Origin of the sequence: Pseudomonas neuropathica, from assembly GCF_051174785.1 — a bacterium.
Taxonomy (GTDB): domain Bacteria; phylum Pseudomonadota; class Gammaproteobacteria; order Pseudomonadales; family Pseudomonadaceae; genus Aquipseudomonas; species Aquipseudomonas neuropathica_A.
Genome location: NZ_CP195111.1, coordinates 3,123,945 through 3,139,443, shown reverse-complemented (window position 1 = coordinate 3,139,443; position 15,499 = coordinate 3,123,945). Strand labels below are relative to the sequence as shown.

Here is a 15,499-nt window from a genome sequence, read left to right as displayed (position 1 = left end):
GCCGACTATGAGCAAGTGGAACCGTCGTGCCGGTATCCACGATTCACCCCCACTATTAGAAAATTATCCGAGTCGAGATCAAGGAGGATCCCGTGGCTCGGCCAGGAGCTGTCCATGTCTCAACCTCGCGCTCGGATCGCCTCGCAGCTGGGCCTCGCGCTCGCTGTAATACTGGCGATAGTTATCAGTGGCAGTACGGTGTTCGCCTTGCGTTCGCTGGATTCCGCCAACCTCGCCACCCGTGAAGAGCATCTGGCCAGTGAGGCGCGGCTGCTGGCCGACCAACTGAGTACCTTTCACGGCACGCTGCGTGAAAGCACCCAACGCCTGAGCGGGTTGTTCGAAAAGCGCTTCAGCGCGGGTTTGAGCATTCACCCGAGTGAACCGGTGACCGTGGCAGGCACCCAGACCCCGGGCCTGCACCTGGGCAGCGAAGTGTTGAACAACAACTTCAAGGAAGTCGACGAGTTCAAGCAAATGACTGCCGGCGTCGCCACGTTGTTTGTGCGCAGCGGCGAAGACTTTGTGCGCGTCAGCACCTCGCTGACCAAACAGGACGGCACTCGCGCCATCGGCACCTTGCTCGACCACGCGCACCCGGCCTACGCGAAGCTGATGGCAGGACAAAGCTACGTCGGTCGCGCCTTGTTGTTCGAACGCTCCTACATGACCCAATACACCCCGGTGCGCGATGGCAGCGGCAAGGTGATTGCGGTGCTGTTCGTTGGTTTCGATTACACCGACGCGCAGAACGCCCAGTTCGACAACCTCAAGCGCTTCCGCATCGGCCAGACCGGTTCGCTGGCATTGCTTGATGAGCAGAACAAATGGCTGGTCGCGCCGGCAGGCGTGCAGGCCGCGGATCAGGCCATTGCCGTGATCAATGGTTTGGCCAAATCGCCGGGCAAGGGGCAGTTCTGGAACGATAAATCCGAGGATTTCTACAGTGTTGCCGTGCCATTTGACGGTGGGCCGTGGTCGGTGGTGGCGAGCATGCCGAAAGCCGAGATTCGCGCGGTGACCTGGAGCGTTGGCACGCAACTGGCCATTGGTAGCCTGTTGGCGATGTTGTTGGCGGTCGGTTCCGTGGTCTGGTTGTTGCGCAGCAAACTGGCGCCACTGAGCGATCTGGTACGTCAGGCCGAAGCCTTGGGCGCTGGCGATCTGAGCGTGCGCCTGAGCGTATCGAGCAACGACGAAATTGGTCAGCTGTCGCGCGCCTTCAATCAGATGAGCCAAGCGCTGTCGACGATGGTCGAGCACATCCGTCGCGCCTCGCAAGAAGTCAACAGCCGTGCGCAGGCGTTGTCCGGTTTGTCCGGCGGTGCTTATGAAGGTATGGAGCAACAGTCCGGCGAAATCACCAGCATGGCCGGTGCGGTGGAAGAATTCAGCGCGACTTCGTTGAACATTGCCGACAACATGGGCGCGACCCAGCGTCTGGCCCAGGAAAATGCCCAGCAAACGCAGATCGGCCGCAGCTCGATGGAAGAAGCCTCGTCCTCGCTTGAGCAAATCGCTGGCGCTCTGAACAGTACCGCGACCGTGATCAACACCCTCGGTCAGCGTTCCCAGGAAATTGGCGGCATCGTTGGCGTGATTACTTCGATTGCCGAGCAAACCAATTTGCTGGCGCTCAACGCCGCTATTGAAGCCGCCCGTGCCGGCGAACAAGGTCGCGGCTTTGCTGTGGTAGCGGATGAAGTGCGCAGCCTGGCCTCGCGCACTCGTCAGGCGACTGATGAAATTTCCAGCATGATCCACAGCATCCAGCAGGAAACCGGCAACGCGATCAGCACCATGGAGCAGGGCAATGTGCTGATGCAGGAAGGTCTGTCGCGTAACGCCAATGTCGCCTCGGCGCTGGCGCGCATCGATGAGCAGAGCCGTTCGGCGGGTCAGCAGTTTGCCGCGATTACCACGGCGACTCAGGAGCAGAGCAGCACAGCGACCTTGCTGAGCAGCAACCTGCAAAGCATTGCCATGGCCAACAGTGAGCAGCGTGAAGTGGTGTCGAATCTGGCCGTGACCGCCAAGGAACTGGAAAGCCTGGCGGCCGAACTGCGTCAGGAGGTTGACCGGTTCCGTTAAGGCGCCGGCGCCTTATTGATATACCGAGAGGTCTTCACTGGAGTCGACCTCTCCCCATTCGCCGGTGTAGGCGACGGCTTCAATCGGCACACGACCGGCATCGATAACGCGTTGCAGGGTGTTGGTCATGTGCATGCTGTCGCGTTGCTGCGGCGACAGTTCGGCGCGCAGCCGCACGACTTCCGCCCAGCCTTTGGGGGTGAAGCGCAAAAGTCCCATGTACTGCCCCTGAACATCGTCCACCGATTGCGGCTTGTTGCCGATTTCGGCCAGCGTATGCGCGGCGGTCAGGCGAAAGGTTTCGGCATCCAGCAACGGGTCGCCGAAGCGTTCGGTCCACAGCTGCAACCAATTGGGATCGTAGGTTACGGCCAGCGTTGCGTCGCTGTTGATCAACGACTGTACGGCCACAGGGCTGTAGAAAATATCCGAATAACTGACGATGCACGGCTCGCCCTGAAGCCAGGACTCGGCGCAGGCCAGTGATGAAACCATGTTGGTCTCGGCCCAGCGCGGGTTGTGAAACTCGATCAGACCACGTTCTGCCAGCAGCTCGCGCTTGTAGCCGGTCACCACCGCGATGTCGCTGATACCCGCTGCACGCAATGACTCCAGCTGCCATTCCAGCAGCGGTTTCCCGCGCAATTCGACCAGACATTTTGGACGTTCATCGGTGAGGCTTTTCATGCGACTGCCACGTCCGGCAGCCAGAATAATGGCTTTCACAACAGGTCTATCCCGTGAATTCTTCAGTGGATTCGGTTTCGCCAAACAGTTGCTGCAGACGCTGAAGGTCGTGTGTTGCGAAATCGCTCTCGCGCTCCGGGTGCCACATCCAGCCTTGCCACGGTAGTTGCAGGTGGCGGATCGCTTCGATTTCGCCGTCCTCGCTGCGCGCCAGCACTTCGAACCCGGGCGGGCAATCGGCGAGGGCGAGGGTGTGATAGCTGTTGACCTCGGCGGCGATCTGTCCGGACAACTGATGCCGCGTGCGTACATGACCGGTGACCGGTTTCAGCGAGACACCCGACCAGTGCGCAAGCATCTGCATGCCCCGGCAAATTCCCACCAGCGGCAGATGGCGCGCATGGGCGTGTTCCAGCAGTCTGCTTTCAGTCAGATCACGGGGCGGGCACTGACCTATGTCATTGCCACCCGACAGCATGATCGCTTGCGGGTTAACCGCTGCCAGCCAGCAATCGAGGTCATCCGGGGTTTGCCAACGGTTGGGGACCGGCACGGGGATAAAGCCTGCCGCCAGCACAAACGCGATCAGGCGCTGATCCAGCGCATCACGGCTTTCGCCGCGCTCAGGGAGGGTGTCGACACGCTGACTGATCACGACCACTTTCATGACATCAGCTCCACACGGCGACCCGGGCAATCGAGGTGCAGAAAGTCCGCCGTCGACCAGCGCCGGTAGAGCACTTCGCCCGCGCCAATGACCGCCGGCAGGCCAAGTTCACCGGCACGGATCGCCATGTGCGAATTGGCGCCGCCCCACGCGGTGATCAGCCCGGCAATCGGATAGGCGAACAGCCAGTCAAACCCCGGATCGGCATTGGGAATGCAGACGATCGCCCCAGCGAGCTTTTCCCGGTCATCACAAAGTACCACCGGCGCGGTCACGCGTTTTTGCGTGATGAAGTTGGGCGCCGTTTCCGGCCACTCGAAACACCAGACATCTTCCGGGCTTGTGATCACCGGCGGCAGCGACACCTTGAGCGTTTCGGCGTAACGCGCCTTGCCCTGTTCGATGCTGCGCATCAGCACTTCCTTCGGATCTGCTGCAGCTACATGCAGCTCCTGGAAGGCGCTGATGTCGCAATAGGCCAGATCCTCGCGATCAATGCCGTACTGCGCACCGACCTGCGCGATCAGGGCCAAGGCATCGGAGAGGTTACGCGTGAAGTGAAACTTGGCCAGCTCGCGCAGCTCGATGCCGTTCTGCAGGAAGTCCAGCAGCCCCACCGGATCAGGCTGCAGGCCATGGGCTTCGAGCTGTTTGACGATTTCGCGCATCTGCGGCAGCGTCAGGGAAAACGGTCGCAGCGGTTCCGGCGCGGCGGGGCTTTGCGTCCAGTCGAAATACAGCTCTGGCGCCTCGTCGTAACGCGGCGAGAGGATGTCGTAAGTGCCCGGTCGCAAATGCCCGTAGCGGGCGAGGAACGTGGTTTTGTCGAGGGTGGCGCGGTCACGGGCCAACTGCCCGCTGACCGTGGATACCCCGGCCATGAACGCATCGTAATCCGCCTGCGAAAATACGCCCACGCTGACCAGCGATCGAAGCATCTGCACGGCAACAAACCCGGCGCGGGCCAGGCCGGCGAAGGGCAGGGTGCCGTATCGCTTGGCATCCTCCAGCAGCCAGTAGATGCGCTCGAGCGGATCGGCATTGGAGGCCAGCAGCTCTTCGCGACGAGCGTTGAGCACCTCGAGCTTGCTGGCATCGCTGCGCCACAAACCGTCCTTGGGGTGCACGATGCGGTTGGTCAGCTTGCGCAGACTGGTGCTGATGGCGTCCAGTTCATGTTCAAGAAAACCGGCATTGCGCAAACGCTCCAGTTGCTGCGACAAGTCGAGGGTGTAGCAGGAGAAAACGATCTCGAACTCTACCTTGTCGTGCAGCGTCGGTTCCGCCAGCAAGCGATCGATGTAGTAATCGACCAAACGCCCCGCCAGTCCTTCATCAAGATCGGCCGGGATAAACGAGTTGAACGACAGACGCACATCGATATACGGCAGACCGAAAAAATGCGGCATCAACGGGAAGCTGCGCAAGTTACGGTAGCCATAGTTGTGACGCTGGTAGGCCCAGATCGAGTCAGTGACCAGATCCCGATACAGCGAAAGCGCCAGCGGTTTGGGCCGGATGCCGATGATCTCGGCCGGATTCCAGTCGGGCATCACGCCGTACACCGTGCGCTGACCGATCAGAAACGGGTGCGGACGCATGCCCCGTTCGACTTTGCTCTGAATGCTTTGCAGGCGAGCGAACTGAGTGGCCGCAGACTCAGGCGCCGTCGGCAGAATCAGTGGCCGGGCTTGCAGCAGCCAGAGTGTCTCGCCTTCAGCATCGCGGGTGACCGCGAACTCGCAGTCGACCGGCCGATCACCAAACAGGCTGAGCAATTCTTCGAGCAAGGCCACCACCGGTGCGAGCGACGCGGGCGCTGCCACTGCACTGTGCGCCGCCTGCTGCCAGAGCCGCCCGCCCATGCCGCCAGTGACTGCGGCGGTGTCATCGCCCTCCGACCAATTCACCACGCGATACGGTGCGCAGGTGTTGGGGTCGTGGGAGAAGGCTACGCCGGAGCGCGCCACATTGCCGAGCATTGGCTGAATCAGAATCTCGTCGGTCAGGTGCACATCGCCGTAACTGGCGATGACCTGTTCGATCGCCGAGACCAGTCCAGCCTCATCGACATTCAGCACCGACAGGAAGGCGCCGGCGAACGACGCCTGCGCACTGTCCTCGCGCCCGCAACTGGAGCGTACGATCCACGGAGCGGCTGGCAGCCGACGCTGGATATCCTCAACGCAAGCGCGCTGATCCAGTTGCCAGTCCGCCACAGTGAATGACAGCAACGGCGCAATGTGCGCCGAGGCGAGCCGCCCTTGCAGGCTGGTCAGGGTGCCGGCCTTGGTTGAGAAATGCAGGGCCATCAGCGGTTATCTCAGTTGAGCAACCCAGATGTTGGTCGAGTACGGAATCTGGATCGACGGCGTCTGCAGGCTTTTCAGGTAGTCGTCGATGGCCGCGATCACTTCATGGAAGCTGGCGCCAGCCTGACGTTCCAGCGTGGCGTGCGAACGCCAGGCTTCGAGGCATTCTTCGATCGACTGCTCGTGAATCACGCGGGCATCCAGATGCACGACCGGGCCGAACAATTCGCTGGCATCGATCACCGCGGTCTGGTCTTCGCGACGGGTGCCGTAGCCATAACCGGCCACGCGCTCTTTGATGATCGCTTCGATGCGTGCCTGGATCGGGTCTTCCAGATTGCGGTGGTTCCACATGCAGGCAAACCAGCCGCGCGGCTTGAGAATGCGCGCGGTTTCCTTGAGGGCCTGCTGACGGTCGCAGACGTTGAAGGAACTGCCGAACGTGACCATGTCGAACGCTTGCGCCGACTGGCCGGTGGCTTCACCGGTGCCTTCGTGCCATTTGACGTTCGGCAGTTCTGCAGTGCGCTTGATGCCATTGCCGCGCATCGCATCGTTGGGTTCTACTGCTGTGACATCCAGGCCACGGGCGGCCAGCATCAGCGTCAAGTGCGCAACACCCGCACCGACGTCGCAGAACTTGTCGCCTTGCTCGGCACCGGCAATCGACAGCATGGCGTCGATGGCCGCGTCGGCGTAGTCAGGGCGCTTCAAATAGGCATCGGCCAGAGTGGTGTAGTCCCATTCGGTTTTCATAGTCAGTTCCTTCGAAGAATTTTAGGGAGCAAATCATCGGCCAGGCGTTGGCTGGAGCGTTCGCGATCGAACTCAACCAGGCAGTCGGCGGCCAGCGGTTCATCAATGGCCAGGTCGAGCCCGGCAACGTTGTGCAGTTCGCCTGCATCGAAACGGCGATAGATGTCCTTGGGGTCGCGGCGACGCAACTCCTCGACGGGCACCTTCAGATAAATCTCGAAATATTTGGGCAGGTGGGCGCGGTTCCACTCGTGAACCTCGCGAAACAGCGAAATCGTGGCGATCACCACGGTTTGTCCCTGTGCTGCAACCATTTTGCACAGACGAGCGTATTGCAGAGCGAGGGCCAGGCGACCTTCGCGGCCATGGTTCTGAGAGTTGGCGGCGGCTGCGCCAAACACTTCGCGCAGTTCATCGCCATCGAGCATGACCACCGATCGTCCTTCCGCACGCAGTCTGGCAACCAATTCACCGGCCAGCGTTGATTTGCCCGCTCCTGAAAGGCCCGTAATCCAGATTACCTGTCCACCCGCATCACATTTCATAGTGTTCTGACTTGTGTTCGATTCGAGTGTATCGGCAGGCTGTTTCCTCGCATGAGGTCAGACCTGCGTAATTTTAATGTTTGTCCCGCTCGTAAATGTCCCCGAAAGAGTCAATCGAGAGTGAGCAGTACTTCGACTCGTGCCGGTATTCAATCAGGTCTTGGAACACTTCCTGTGGCAGGGGCAATTCGCTGTATTGTGCCTGGTAGAACTTGTTGTATATGTAATAGCTGTCTTCTGGTTTCAGCAGGCTGAACCCCAGTGCCATGTCTCTGAGCTCATTACTGCTTCTGGCAATTGGCAACAGGTTGTCCATTTGCTTTAGCCAGGCGTCGACCGTGAGATTGCTCTCTTCGGTAAAGGGCACATAATAAATTGGCAGCTTGCAGGTGTTGAGCATGAACGAAACGCCACCGGTGGATGCATCGGTGATGACCGTGTCGCATTGTGCGTAGAAAACCGTGCTGCTGGTCCCGGTCTTGTCGATGGTTATCCAGTCATGGGCAGACAGTTGTTCGCACAGATCCTTCACGGTCGGATGGGAAAGTTCGGCCATGTACGGGCGCAAGATGAAGGTTGCGTGGGGAATTTGCGACTTGACTGCATTGATGACGGTCTGCAGGTTTTCATACAGTGTCGCCCCGTTCGGGCAGATACCCACTTGGGTCGGCAGAAGTCCGACGACATAGTTGTCCGAGGTTTTTTTCGAAGGTGGCGATGATTCAAAGATGCCGGGAATCTTCACCGGCAGCGTAGCCACCGGGCTGGTCGTGCGCATGTCCGAACGCAAGGCCAGCCCATCGATCAACATTGTTTTCAGGGCCTTTCTGTCGCGACGGTAGGCCTGCAGCCCGGCCGTCATCAAATCAAAGCCCGACCGGGAAGAAGAGATGATCGCATCCCAGTAAGAGGTCAGCTCAGCGTAGTAATACTTGTCTTTGGTCGGCATCCCGACATTGCCGTGGCTGATGAAGATGCCAAAATTTGAATGGTCCAATATGCGTCCGGCGTAGGCATCATTTGAAATGACAACCTGCGATTTCAGGCTCGCAATGAAGTCATTGCCAATCTGCTGTACCGGGTAGTCGAGGACAGCTTCGACTTCCTCTCGGCTTGAGCCGGTGCGATCAGTATTGAGTACAACACAGTTATATTTTTCTCGAAGCGAGTTGAGCGCCGGGATCAGATACTCGAGATATGTTTTGCCACCATCCGCAACGTTGCTGAGCAAATAAACTGTTTTCATGATGAAGTTTGGCTTTTTGAGTTGTTTAAATAAGGCCAGTGTCAAACGGAGTAATAACGTTGGGCAAAGGCTTTTTTAGTTGTCTGGATATAAACTAATGACCAGATACACGCACCCAGGCCAGGTTTGGCTTATGAATACGCTGGTTGATTGAGCAGTTTTGCCCGGTGAACAGTAGAAATCTTGTCCATGATGTCCCGCCTCCATTTCACGCTGAAAAATGCTCGATGCCTTGACGATAGACGGCTAAGTCGTAAAAAAGAGCGCTGTCGTTATATCACATGTCGGTCAATGGCCATCAGCGCTCGATGGTTATTTTCGGAGCAGTCCGTTGCGGTAGAGTTGCCATTTTCATTGTGTTGCCGGCCGATACTGCAAAGCCTCCGCCAAGTGTTCGCGCGTGATGTCCTTTTCCTGGCTCAGATCGGCCAACGTCCTGGCGACCTTGAGCAACCTGTGCGCCGAGCGCAGTGACAGGGTCAGCCGTTCACAGGCTGACTCCAGCCAGGCCTCATCGGCTGTGGATAACTTGCAGTGGCGACGCAGGCCTGGCAGATCAAGAAACGCATTGGCACATCCCTGGCGTTTCTGTTGTCGCTCGCGGGCCTCCGCTACCAGCGCGGCCGCACTGGCGCTGTTTTCTCCTGGCTTTACCGCAGGGTTCAGCGCTGTCGCCTCCCGCGCTACCGTCAGGTGTAAGTCGATCCGGTCCAGCAGCGGCCCTGACAACTTGTTGCGATAGCGTTGGACCATGTCCGGCGTGCACGAACACTTGCCACTGGGTTCGCCAAGATATCCACAGGGGCACGGGTTCATCGCCGCCACCAACTGAAAGCGCGCGGGAAAACGTACGCGGTCCTTGGCCCGGGCGATGACGATGTGCCCGGACTCCAGAGGCTCGCGCAGGACCTCCAGGACCTTGCGGTCAAACTCCGGCAGTTCGTCGAGAAACAACACACCATGATGGGCGAGGGTGATTTCGCCGGGTTGCGGTTTTGAGCTGCCACCGACCAGTGCCGGCCCGGATGCCGAATGATGCGGTTGCCGGAAGGGACGCTGCGGCCAATGGGTCAGTGGCGCGCCACTGGCAACTGACTGAATCGCCGCGACCTCCAGTGCTTCACTTTCGGTCAGCGGCGGCAACAGTCCCGGTAATCGGCTGGCCAACAAGGTCTTCCCCGTTCCCGGTGGCCCGCTGAACAACAAGTTATGCGCCCCCGCAGCAGCAATCAGCAACGCCCGTTTCGCCGCCAGTTGCCCCTGCACTTCATTCAAGTCCGGATAGGGCTTGCTGGCATGCATCAACCCGTCAGACACATAGGGCTCAACCGGCGTATGCCCATTGAAATGCGCCACCGCCTCGAGCAAATGATCCACCGCAAACACCTTCAATCCCGAAGCCAGACACGCCTCCTCGGCGTTCGCGCGCGGCACCACCAGCGCACGACCCGCCTTGCGCGCTGCCAGTGCGGCCGGCAACACGCCGCGCACCGCTCGTACGGCGCCGGACAACGCCAACTCACCCAGACATTCCACATCATCCAGCGTCAGACACGGCACCTGCACACTCGCCGACAGAATCCCCAAGGCAATCGCCAGATCAAACCGCCCACCGTCCTTGGGCAGATCCGCTGGCGCCAGATTCAAGGTGATCCGCCGCGCCGGAAACTGCAGCCCGGAATTGATGATCGCGCTGCGCACCCGATCCTTGCTCTCCTTCACCGCCGCCTCGGGCAGACCGACCATGGTCAGCGACGGCAGACCGTTGGCCAGATGAACTTCGACGGTGACAGCGGGGGCTTCCACGCCAATCTGGGCGCGGCTGTGGACGATGGAGAGGGACATGGTCGTTCCTTGAGCTGAATCGGGGGCCGCTTCCTGCGGGTTTTTGAAGGGTAGTCGTGGGAGGGGATGTTGGTAGGTGGGTTCTATGAGCGAATTTTCACCGGATGTTGCAGGAGACAATAACCTGCAGGCATAAAAAAACCGCCTGTTAGGCGGTCATTTTTGCGGTACTCAGGTTCCACCACCGGCAAGCCAACCATCGGGCTCCATTTCCTTGCCATAGGTCGCGGCCACTTTCAGAAAATGCCGCTGACTGGCTGAAACTCTGTCCGGCAGACCGAGTGCCTCGGTACCCGGTTTGGAAACCCGTGCCGGTTGGGTTTGCTGCTTCTTCTGCTTCATAAACACCTCACGTGCCGGGATGCTTGATTCGATCTTATTGGTCGTCCAATGGAAAGACAAGGCGACCGGTTGTATCAAAATAAAATCCCAGCGTTTGATAGTAAGGGATGGCGCCTGAGTCTGGCTCTTGTACTTCGATTTGCGTGCACCCCAGCTTCCGGGCGTAGAACTCTGTTGTCAGCAATGCCATCGGAGCGATCCAGCCCCGCAAGGTATTCGTCTTGCAGGTGTGTCCCTGCAAAAGGACAATTTTCATGCAGATCGTGCTTCTTCGCGGCGTTGCGTAGCACAGTCCGCACAGTTCTTCTTCGTACCAGAACGCCAAGTCCAGCCCTTTTGCATCTTTGGTCTTCCAGTCCAAAACAGCGTCCCAGGGATACCCAACGGGGCCGGTCCACTGGTGGAATGCTTTGATTGCTACTGGAGTAATCGGATCGATCCTGAGTGACAGAGCATCAACTCCAGCCGCCAGGGCTTCTGGGTCCATGGACATTGTTTGATGTGCGAGTTTTCGGGAATCAGATTTGAGTGTCTGATTTCGAAGTTCGGTACCTTTGCCTTTTCTTCGCATCGTCTTGTTCTGTGGGATCAATCTGCAGACGATATCGAAGGCATTGATGCTTACGTAATCAGACGTAGGGGACGGTCCTCGTAGGACTGTGCTTGCGTTAGTGAAGGACGTTGGAGATGGCCAGTTCAGGGTGTGAGAGGGCGGAGAGGCAATACTTTATACCGGCATGGATGAGGGTTTTGCGCTGCTCTCGATCGTAAATGAGCTTTGACTCCTGAGCGGTACTGAAGGATCCTCACGCTCGAGGACTGCAACTGCGCATTCGTCGGGACTGGGCACCAGCAAAGCTCCCCCGCATTTTTGGCAGCAGAGAAAGCTGGTTTCTCTGAAGTAGTGACGACGGGCTAGCCTGTCGGATTCTGAACCCAAGGCCGTGAAGTCGGGAGCTAAAGAATCGCTGCGACTACTCCTCCGAACACAAAAAAGGCGTCCTATGGACGCCTTTTTTATTTTTCACTCAGGACCTTCTACCGGCCAGCGCGCCGCTTGGCTCAAGCGCTGGCCCACATGTAACAGCAACTTCAATAAATCGCCGTTGGTTGGCTGACATATCCCCAGCCAAACGGAGTGCTTCGAGGTGCAAATCAACAATCTGAAATAGCTTTTCCTTCCTCTTCTTATCCTTCACAGATACCTCCATCATGATGGGCGTATTTCGTTTGCCAATGTAATGACATGCGTAAGGGCTGCATAACTGGGCGCAGACGCTGATGTTTGTAGGGCCATGCCCTAATAGTTGTAGGACGCCGGCGAAAGGGGGGGGTGAAGGTCTTGTATCCGGGAGTCGGATGCTCCAGTTTGGCCACTCAACGCAGCCTCTGGAGGCGAAAAATGAACCGCAATGGTATGCGCCCGATTCATCCGGGCGAGGTTCTGAATAAGGAATTCATGGAGCCGTTGGGCATGACTGTCATGGATCTGGCCATGCCCACGAAATGGCCCGAAAGTGAGATCGAAAAGCTTGTGAAATGCCAGCTCAGAATCTGCGCCGATCTGGCAATCAGCCTTGCCACTCATCTCAGCACTACGCCTGAGTTCTGGATGAATCTCCAATCGACTTACGATTTGCGCAGGGCCCAGCTCCGGCATGCGGGTTTATAGCAATTGCAGTATCCGCGAAGCTCTTTTCCACCATGGCCCTGCCTCGGAGTGTTTCTGCTTTTCCCGCTCCACCACCATCAACGGTACATCCTCCAATCGAATCCACGGCTGATTATTCCAGTGCAACAAACTCAACGTCATGTCCGGCCAACTGAGCAGGCTCAGGTGTGGACGTTCGCTTGTGCAGGGATGTTGGGTGTCGCGCAGGGTGGGGATGACTTGGTGGGTGAGCCATTCGCGTAGCGCTCGGTATTCGGGGCAGTAGTGGTAGACGAGGAGGGCGTAGATGCCGGATTCGCTGATCAGCAGGGTGTTTTCGATTCGATTGTGGATGAGGGTTTTGCGGGTTTGATATTGGTCGGGGTCGAGTTTTCGCAGCATGCGTTCGTTGAGGTAGATGTGCAGCAGGCGGCTCAGGTCTCGGGCGCAGAACCAGGGTTGGTTCTGGATGAGGAGAGCGTGGAGGGGGAGTTTGTGGCGGGTGAAGATGTGCGGGGTCAGATAAGTCTCTTCTTGATTCATTGAGCAGTTCCTCTTGCTTAAGGGGCTGCCCTCAATCGTCGCCAAACGATTGGGTGGCAGTTGTACGCGGGTTGGCGAACCGGAGCAAAAGGAACCCGGCAGACCCGAAGGTCTCCCACGCACAACCGCCATGAAACGATGTGGCGGTAAATGTAGCCGCCATCATGGTTGTCGTGCGCCTTAAGCTGTCCAGGTCGCCAAACCCGCTGCTGAACATTCAGCATCGGGTGAGCTTAGAAACCTGGGCTTTTCGGCGCAATCGGACGGCGGTGGTGAAGGTTGTAGGACGTTGCCGCAATGATTGAAGGGCTGGAGATCAAAAGATCGCAGCCTTCGGCAGCTCCTACAGGGGGCGCAGATTATTCCGCTGGCGGAATCAGCTTCGCTTCCATCTCGGCAACCTTGGCTTCAAGGCTCTCGAGGCGTGCGCGAGTACGCGCCAACACAACCATCTGACTATCAAACTCTTCACGGCTTACCAGATCGAGTTTGCTGAAGGCACTTTGCAGCAGCATCTTGAACTGGCTTTCGATTTCGGCTTTCGGCAGCGGTGTGTCGCCGCTGAACAGGCGGGAGGCGGTGCCGCTCAGGGCGTCGAGGAAGTCTTTGGGCGCGAGCATGATGGATGTCCTGGAAACAATGGCCGGCAGTGTACCACGCAGTGTCTATAGTCAATCCCGTGGTCAGGGATGCACGCTTTTCGCGCAGGCGGACGGACGGTGACGCACCGTTGTTGTGCGTATCCGGATAGCGTTTTGCGCGGGATGGCTGGCAGCAGCGGCCAAGGGATTGAAATCAGGGGATTTTGGCGAGATGGCAAGGTTTCTGCTTAGTCACCTTCGACCCATGCACTGATGCAGTCGCTGTGACGAATGCAGTGCGGCAGACGGAGCGGGGAGTTTCGTCAGCAGCGGTTAGCTGGCGTCAGTCGGGCAGGTACGGCCGACGATGCGTTACAAAGCCAGGCACTGCGCTTAGACTTGAGTCGGGTTTGTTTTCCTGGGGCAAGTCCACCAATTCGGGAGAGAGTTTCATGAAGCTAGTCACTGCCATCATCAAGCCGTTCAAGTTGGACGACGTGCGCGAGTCGCTGTCCGAAATCGGCGTGCAGGGCATTACCGTTACTGAAGTCAAAGGCTTCGGCCGGCAGAAGGGTCACACCGAGCTGTATCGCGGCGCGGAATATGTGGTCGATTTTCTGCCCAAGGTGAAAATCGACGTGGCCATCGACGACAAGGATCTGGATCGGGTGATCGAGGCGATAACCAAGGCGGCCAACACCGGCAAGATCGGTGACGGCAAGATCTTCGTGGTCAATCTGGAACAGGCGATCCGCATCCGTACCGGCGAAACCGATACCGACGCGATTTAAACGCCGCCACAAACCCCAACGCCCCAGGAGAAAACAATATGACTCTGCGTAAATTCGCAGGGCTAGGAGCCCTGTTGTCCATCGTAATGCCAAGCCTTGCAATGGCGGCAGACGAAGTGGCGGCCCCAGTCCTCAATTCCGGCGACACTGCCTGGATGCTCACCTCGACAGCCCTTGTGCTGTTCATGACCATCCCCGGCCTGGCGCTGTTCTACGGCGGCATGGTTCGCTCGAAAAACATTCTTTCCGTGATGATGCAGTGCTTCGCCATTACCGGTCTGATCAGCATCCTGTGGGTCATTTATGGCTACAGCATTGCGTTCGACACCACCGGCATGGAGCAGGGCGTCGTCAACTTCAACTCGTTCTTCGGCGGCATGGGCAAGGCGTTCCTCGCCGGTGTCACGCCTTCGAGCCTGACCGGCCCAGCGGCTCTGTTCCCTGAGGCGGTGTTCATCACCTTCCAGATGACCTTCGCGATCATCACTCCGGCGCTGATCGTCGGTGCGTTCGCCGAGCGGATGAAGTTCTCCGCGATGCTGATCTTCATGGCTATCTGGTTCACCCTGGTCTATGCACCGATCGCGCACATGGTCTGGTCCGGCAACGGCGGCCTGATGTGGGACTGGGGCGTACTCGACTTCGCGGGCGGCACCGTGGTGCACATCAACGCCGGTGTCGCCGGTCTGATTGCCTGCCTGGTATTGGGCAAGCGCAAAGGCTTCCCGACCACCCCGATGGCTCCGCACAATCTCGGTTACACCCTGATGGGCGCGGCGATGCTGTGGGTTGGCTGGTTCGGCTTCAACGCCGGTTCCGCTGCGGCGGCCAACGGCACTGCCGGTATGGCAATGCTGGTCACTCAGATTGCTACCGCTGCTGCGGCACTGGGCTGGATGTTTGCCGAGTGGGTTACCCACGGCAAGCCAAGCGCACTGGGTATCGCATCGGGTGTGGTTGCCGGTCTGGTAGCGATTACTCCAGCTGCCGGCACCGTAGGCCCGATGGGCGCACTGGTGATCGGTCTGGCTGCAGGCGTGGTGTGCTTCTTCTGCGCCACCACCCTGAAACGCAAACTCGGTTATGACGATTCCCTGGACGCGTTCGGCGTACACGGTATCGGCGGTATCCTCGGCGCGATCCTCACTGGTGTGTTCGCTGCACCGGCGCTGGGTGGCTTCGGCACCGTCACCGACATCGGTGCGCAAGTCTGGATTCAGGTCAAAGGCGTAGGCTTCACAGTGATCTACACCGCGATCGTCACCTTCATCATCCTCAAGGTCCTGGACGCCGTCATGGGTCTGCGTGTGACCGAGGAAGAAGAGTCGGTTGGCCTCGATCTGGCACAACACAACGAACGTGGCTACAACCTGTAAGTACGCGCATTAAAAAACTTGCCCGGTTCGCCGGGCATTTTTTTGTCTGGAATTTGTCGCAGAGAG

Annotated in this window: 15 protein-coding genes; 4 read left to right on the top strand and 11 right to left on the bottom strand. The window is 58.5% G+C overall.

Translation table 11 applies throughout. From position 1 onward, the window contains the following. Window positions 1-114 precede the first annotated feature (114 nt). Window positions 115-2,091, top strand: coding sequence for a Cache 3/Cache 2 fusion domain-containing protein (locus ACRRSD_RS14345; protein ID WP_435038442.1), 1,977 nt, complete (start codon window positions 115-117; stop codon window positions 2,089-2,091). Window positions 2,092-2,103: 12 nt separating this feature from the next. Here ACRRSD_RS14345 and ACRRSD_RS14340 read toward each other — a convergent pair whose 3' ends face one another. The 9 genes from ACRRSD_RS14340 to ACRRSD_RS14300 all read right to left on the bottom strand — a co-directional run bounded on the left by ACRRSD_RS14340 (window position 2,104) and on the right by ACRRSD_RS14300 (window position 10,978). Then, complete coding sequence (locus ACRRSD_RS14340; RefSeq protein WP_435038441.1) at window positions 2,104-2,817, bottom strand: phosphocholine cytidylyltransferase family protein; 714 nt, start codon at window positions 2,815-2,817, stop codon at window positions 2,104-2,106. A 7-nt stretch (window positions 2,818-2,824) separates the two neighbouring features. Then, on the bottom strand, window positions 2,825-3,445 hold the full coding sequence (locus ACRRSD_RS14335; RefSeq protein ID WP_435038440.1) for a gamma-glutamyl-gamma-aminobutyrate hydrolase family protein: 621 nt from the start codon (window positions 3,443-3,445) through the stop codon (window positions 2,825-2,827). Continuing rightward, complete coding sequence (locus ACRRSD_RS14330; protein ID WP_435038439.1) at window positions 3,442-5,757, bottom strand: PEP/pyruvate-binding domain-containing protein; 2,316 nt, start codon at window positions 5,755-5,757, stop codon at window positions 3,442-3,444. Before ACRRSD_RS14330 ends, ACRRSD_RS14335 begins: the two co-directional genes overlap by 4 nt. A gap of 6 nt (window positions 5,758-5,763) precedes the next feature. Continuing rightward, window positions 5,764-6,513, bottom strand: coding sequence for a class I SAM-dependent methyltransferase (locus ACRRSD_RS14325; RefSeq protein ID WP_435038438.1), 750 nt, complete (start codon window positions 6,511-6,513; stop codon window positions 5,764-5,766). Window positions 6,514-6,515: 2 nt separating this feature from the next. Further along, on the bottom strand, window positions 6,516-7,058 hold the full coding sequence (locus ACRRSD_RS14320) for an adenylyl-sulfate kinase (RefSeq protein WP_435038437.1): 543 nt from the start codon (window positions 7,056-7,058) through the stop codon (window positions 6,516-6,518). 73 nt (window positions 7,059-7,131) lie between these two features. After that, the gene (locus ACRRSD_RS14315) at window positions 7,132-8,304 is read right to left on the bottom strand and encodes a hypothetical protein (protein WP_435038436.1); all 1,173 of its coding nucleotides are present in this window, start codon (window positions 8,302-8,304) and stop codon (window positions 7,132-7,134) included. 351 nt (window positions 8,305-8,655) lie between these two features. Then, window positions 8,656-10,149: a YifB family Mg chelatase-like AAA ATPase gene (locus ACRRSD_RS14310; RefSeq protein ID WP_435038435.1), complete on the bottom strand. Its 1,494-nt coding sequence runs from the start codon at window positions 10,147-10,149 to the stop codon at window positions 8,656-8,658. A gap of 171 nt (window positions 10,150-10,320) precedes the next feature. Beyond that, a complete protein-coding gene (locus ACRRSD_RS14305; RefSeq protein ID WP_172828102.1) occupies window positions 10,321-10,491 on the bottom strand; it encodes a hypothetical protein in 171 nt (56 codons plus the stop codon). A gap of 34 nt (window positions 10,492-10,525) precedes the next feature. Next, a complete protein-coding gene (locus tag ACRRSD_RS14300; protein WP_435038434.1) occupies window positions 10,526-10,978 on the bottom strand; it encodes an N-acetyltransferase in 453 nt (150 codons plus the stop codon). Between the two features lie 915 nt (window positions 10,979-11,893). Here ACRRSD_RS14300 and ACRRSD_RS14295 point away from each other — a divergent pair. Continuing rightward, window positions 11,894-12,163, top strand: a complete 270-nt coding sequence (locus tag ACRRSD_RS14295; protein WP_435038433.1) for a HigA family addiction module antitoxin — start codon at window positions 11,894-11,896, stop codon at window positions 12,161-12,163. Here the strand turns inward: ACRRSD_RS14295 and ACRRSD_RS14290 are convergent. Beyond that, window positions 12,158-12,685, bottom strand: a complete 528-nt coding sequence (locus ACRRSD_RS14290) for a BRO-N domain-containing protein (RefSeq protein WP_435038432.1) — start codon at window positions 12,683-12,685, stop codon at window positions 12,158-12,160. The two genes, ACRRSD_RS14295 and ACRRSD_RS14290, sit on opposite strands and share 6 nt — an antisense overlap. A gap of 359 nt (window positions 12,686-13,044) precedes the next feature. Further along, a complete protein-coding gene (locus tag ACRRSD_RS14285) occupies window positions 13,045-13,305 on the bottom strand; it encodes an accessory factor UbiK family protein (RefSeq protein ID WP_242207687.1) in 261 nt (86 codons plus the stop codon). Between the two features lie 413 nt (window positions 13,306-13,718). Here ACRRSD_RS14285 and glnK point away from each other — a divergent pair, with 413 nt between their 5' ends. Beyond that, window positions 13,719-14,057 carry a P-II family nitrogen regulator gene (glnK, locus tag ACRRSD_RS14280; protein ID WP_002555808.1) on the top strand — a complete coding sequence of 113 codons (339 nt, stop codon included), beginning with the start codon at window positions 13,719-13,721 and terminating at the stop codon, window positions 14,055-14,057. Between the two features lie 38 nt (window positions 14,058-14,095). Continuing rightward, a complete protein-coding gene (locus ACRRSD_RS14275; protein WP_038359173.1) occupies window positions 14,096-15,433 on the top strand; it encodes an ammonium transporter in 1,338 nt (445 codons plus the stop codon). Window positions 15,434-15,499 lie beyond the last annotated feature (66 nt).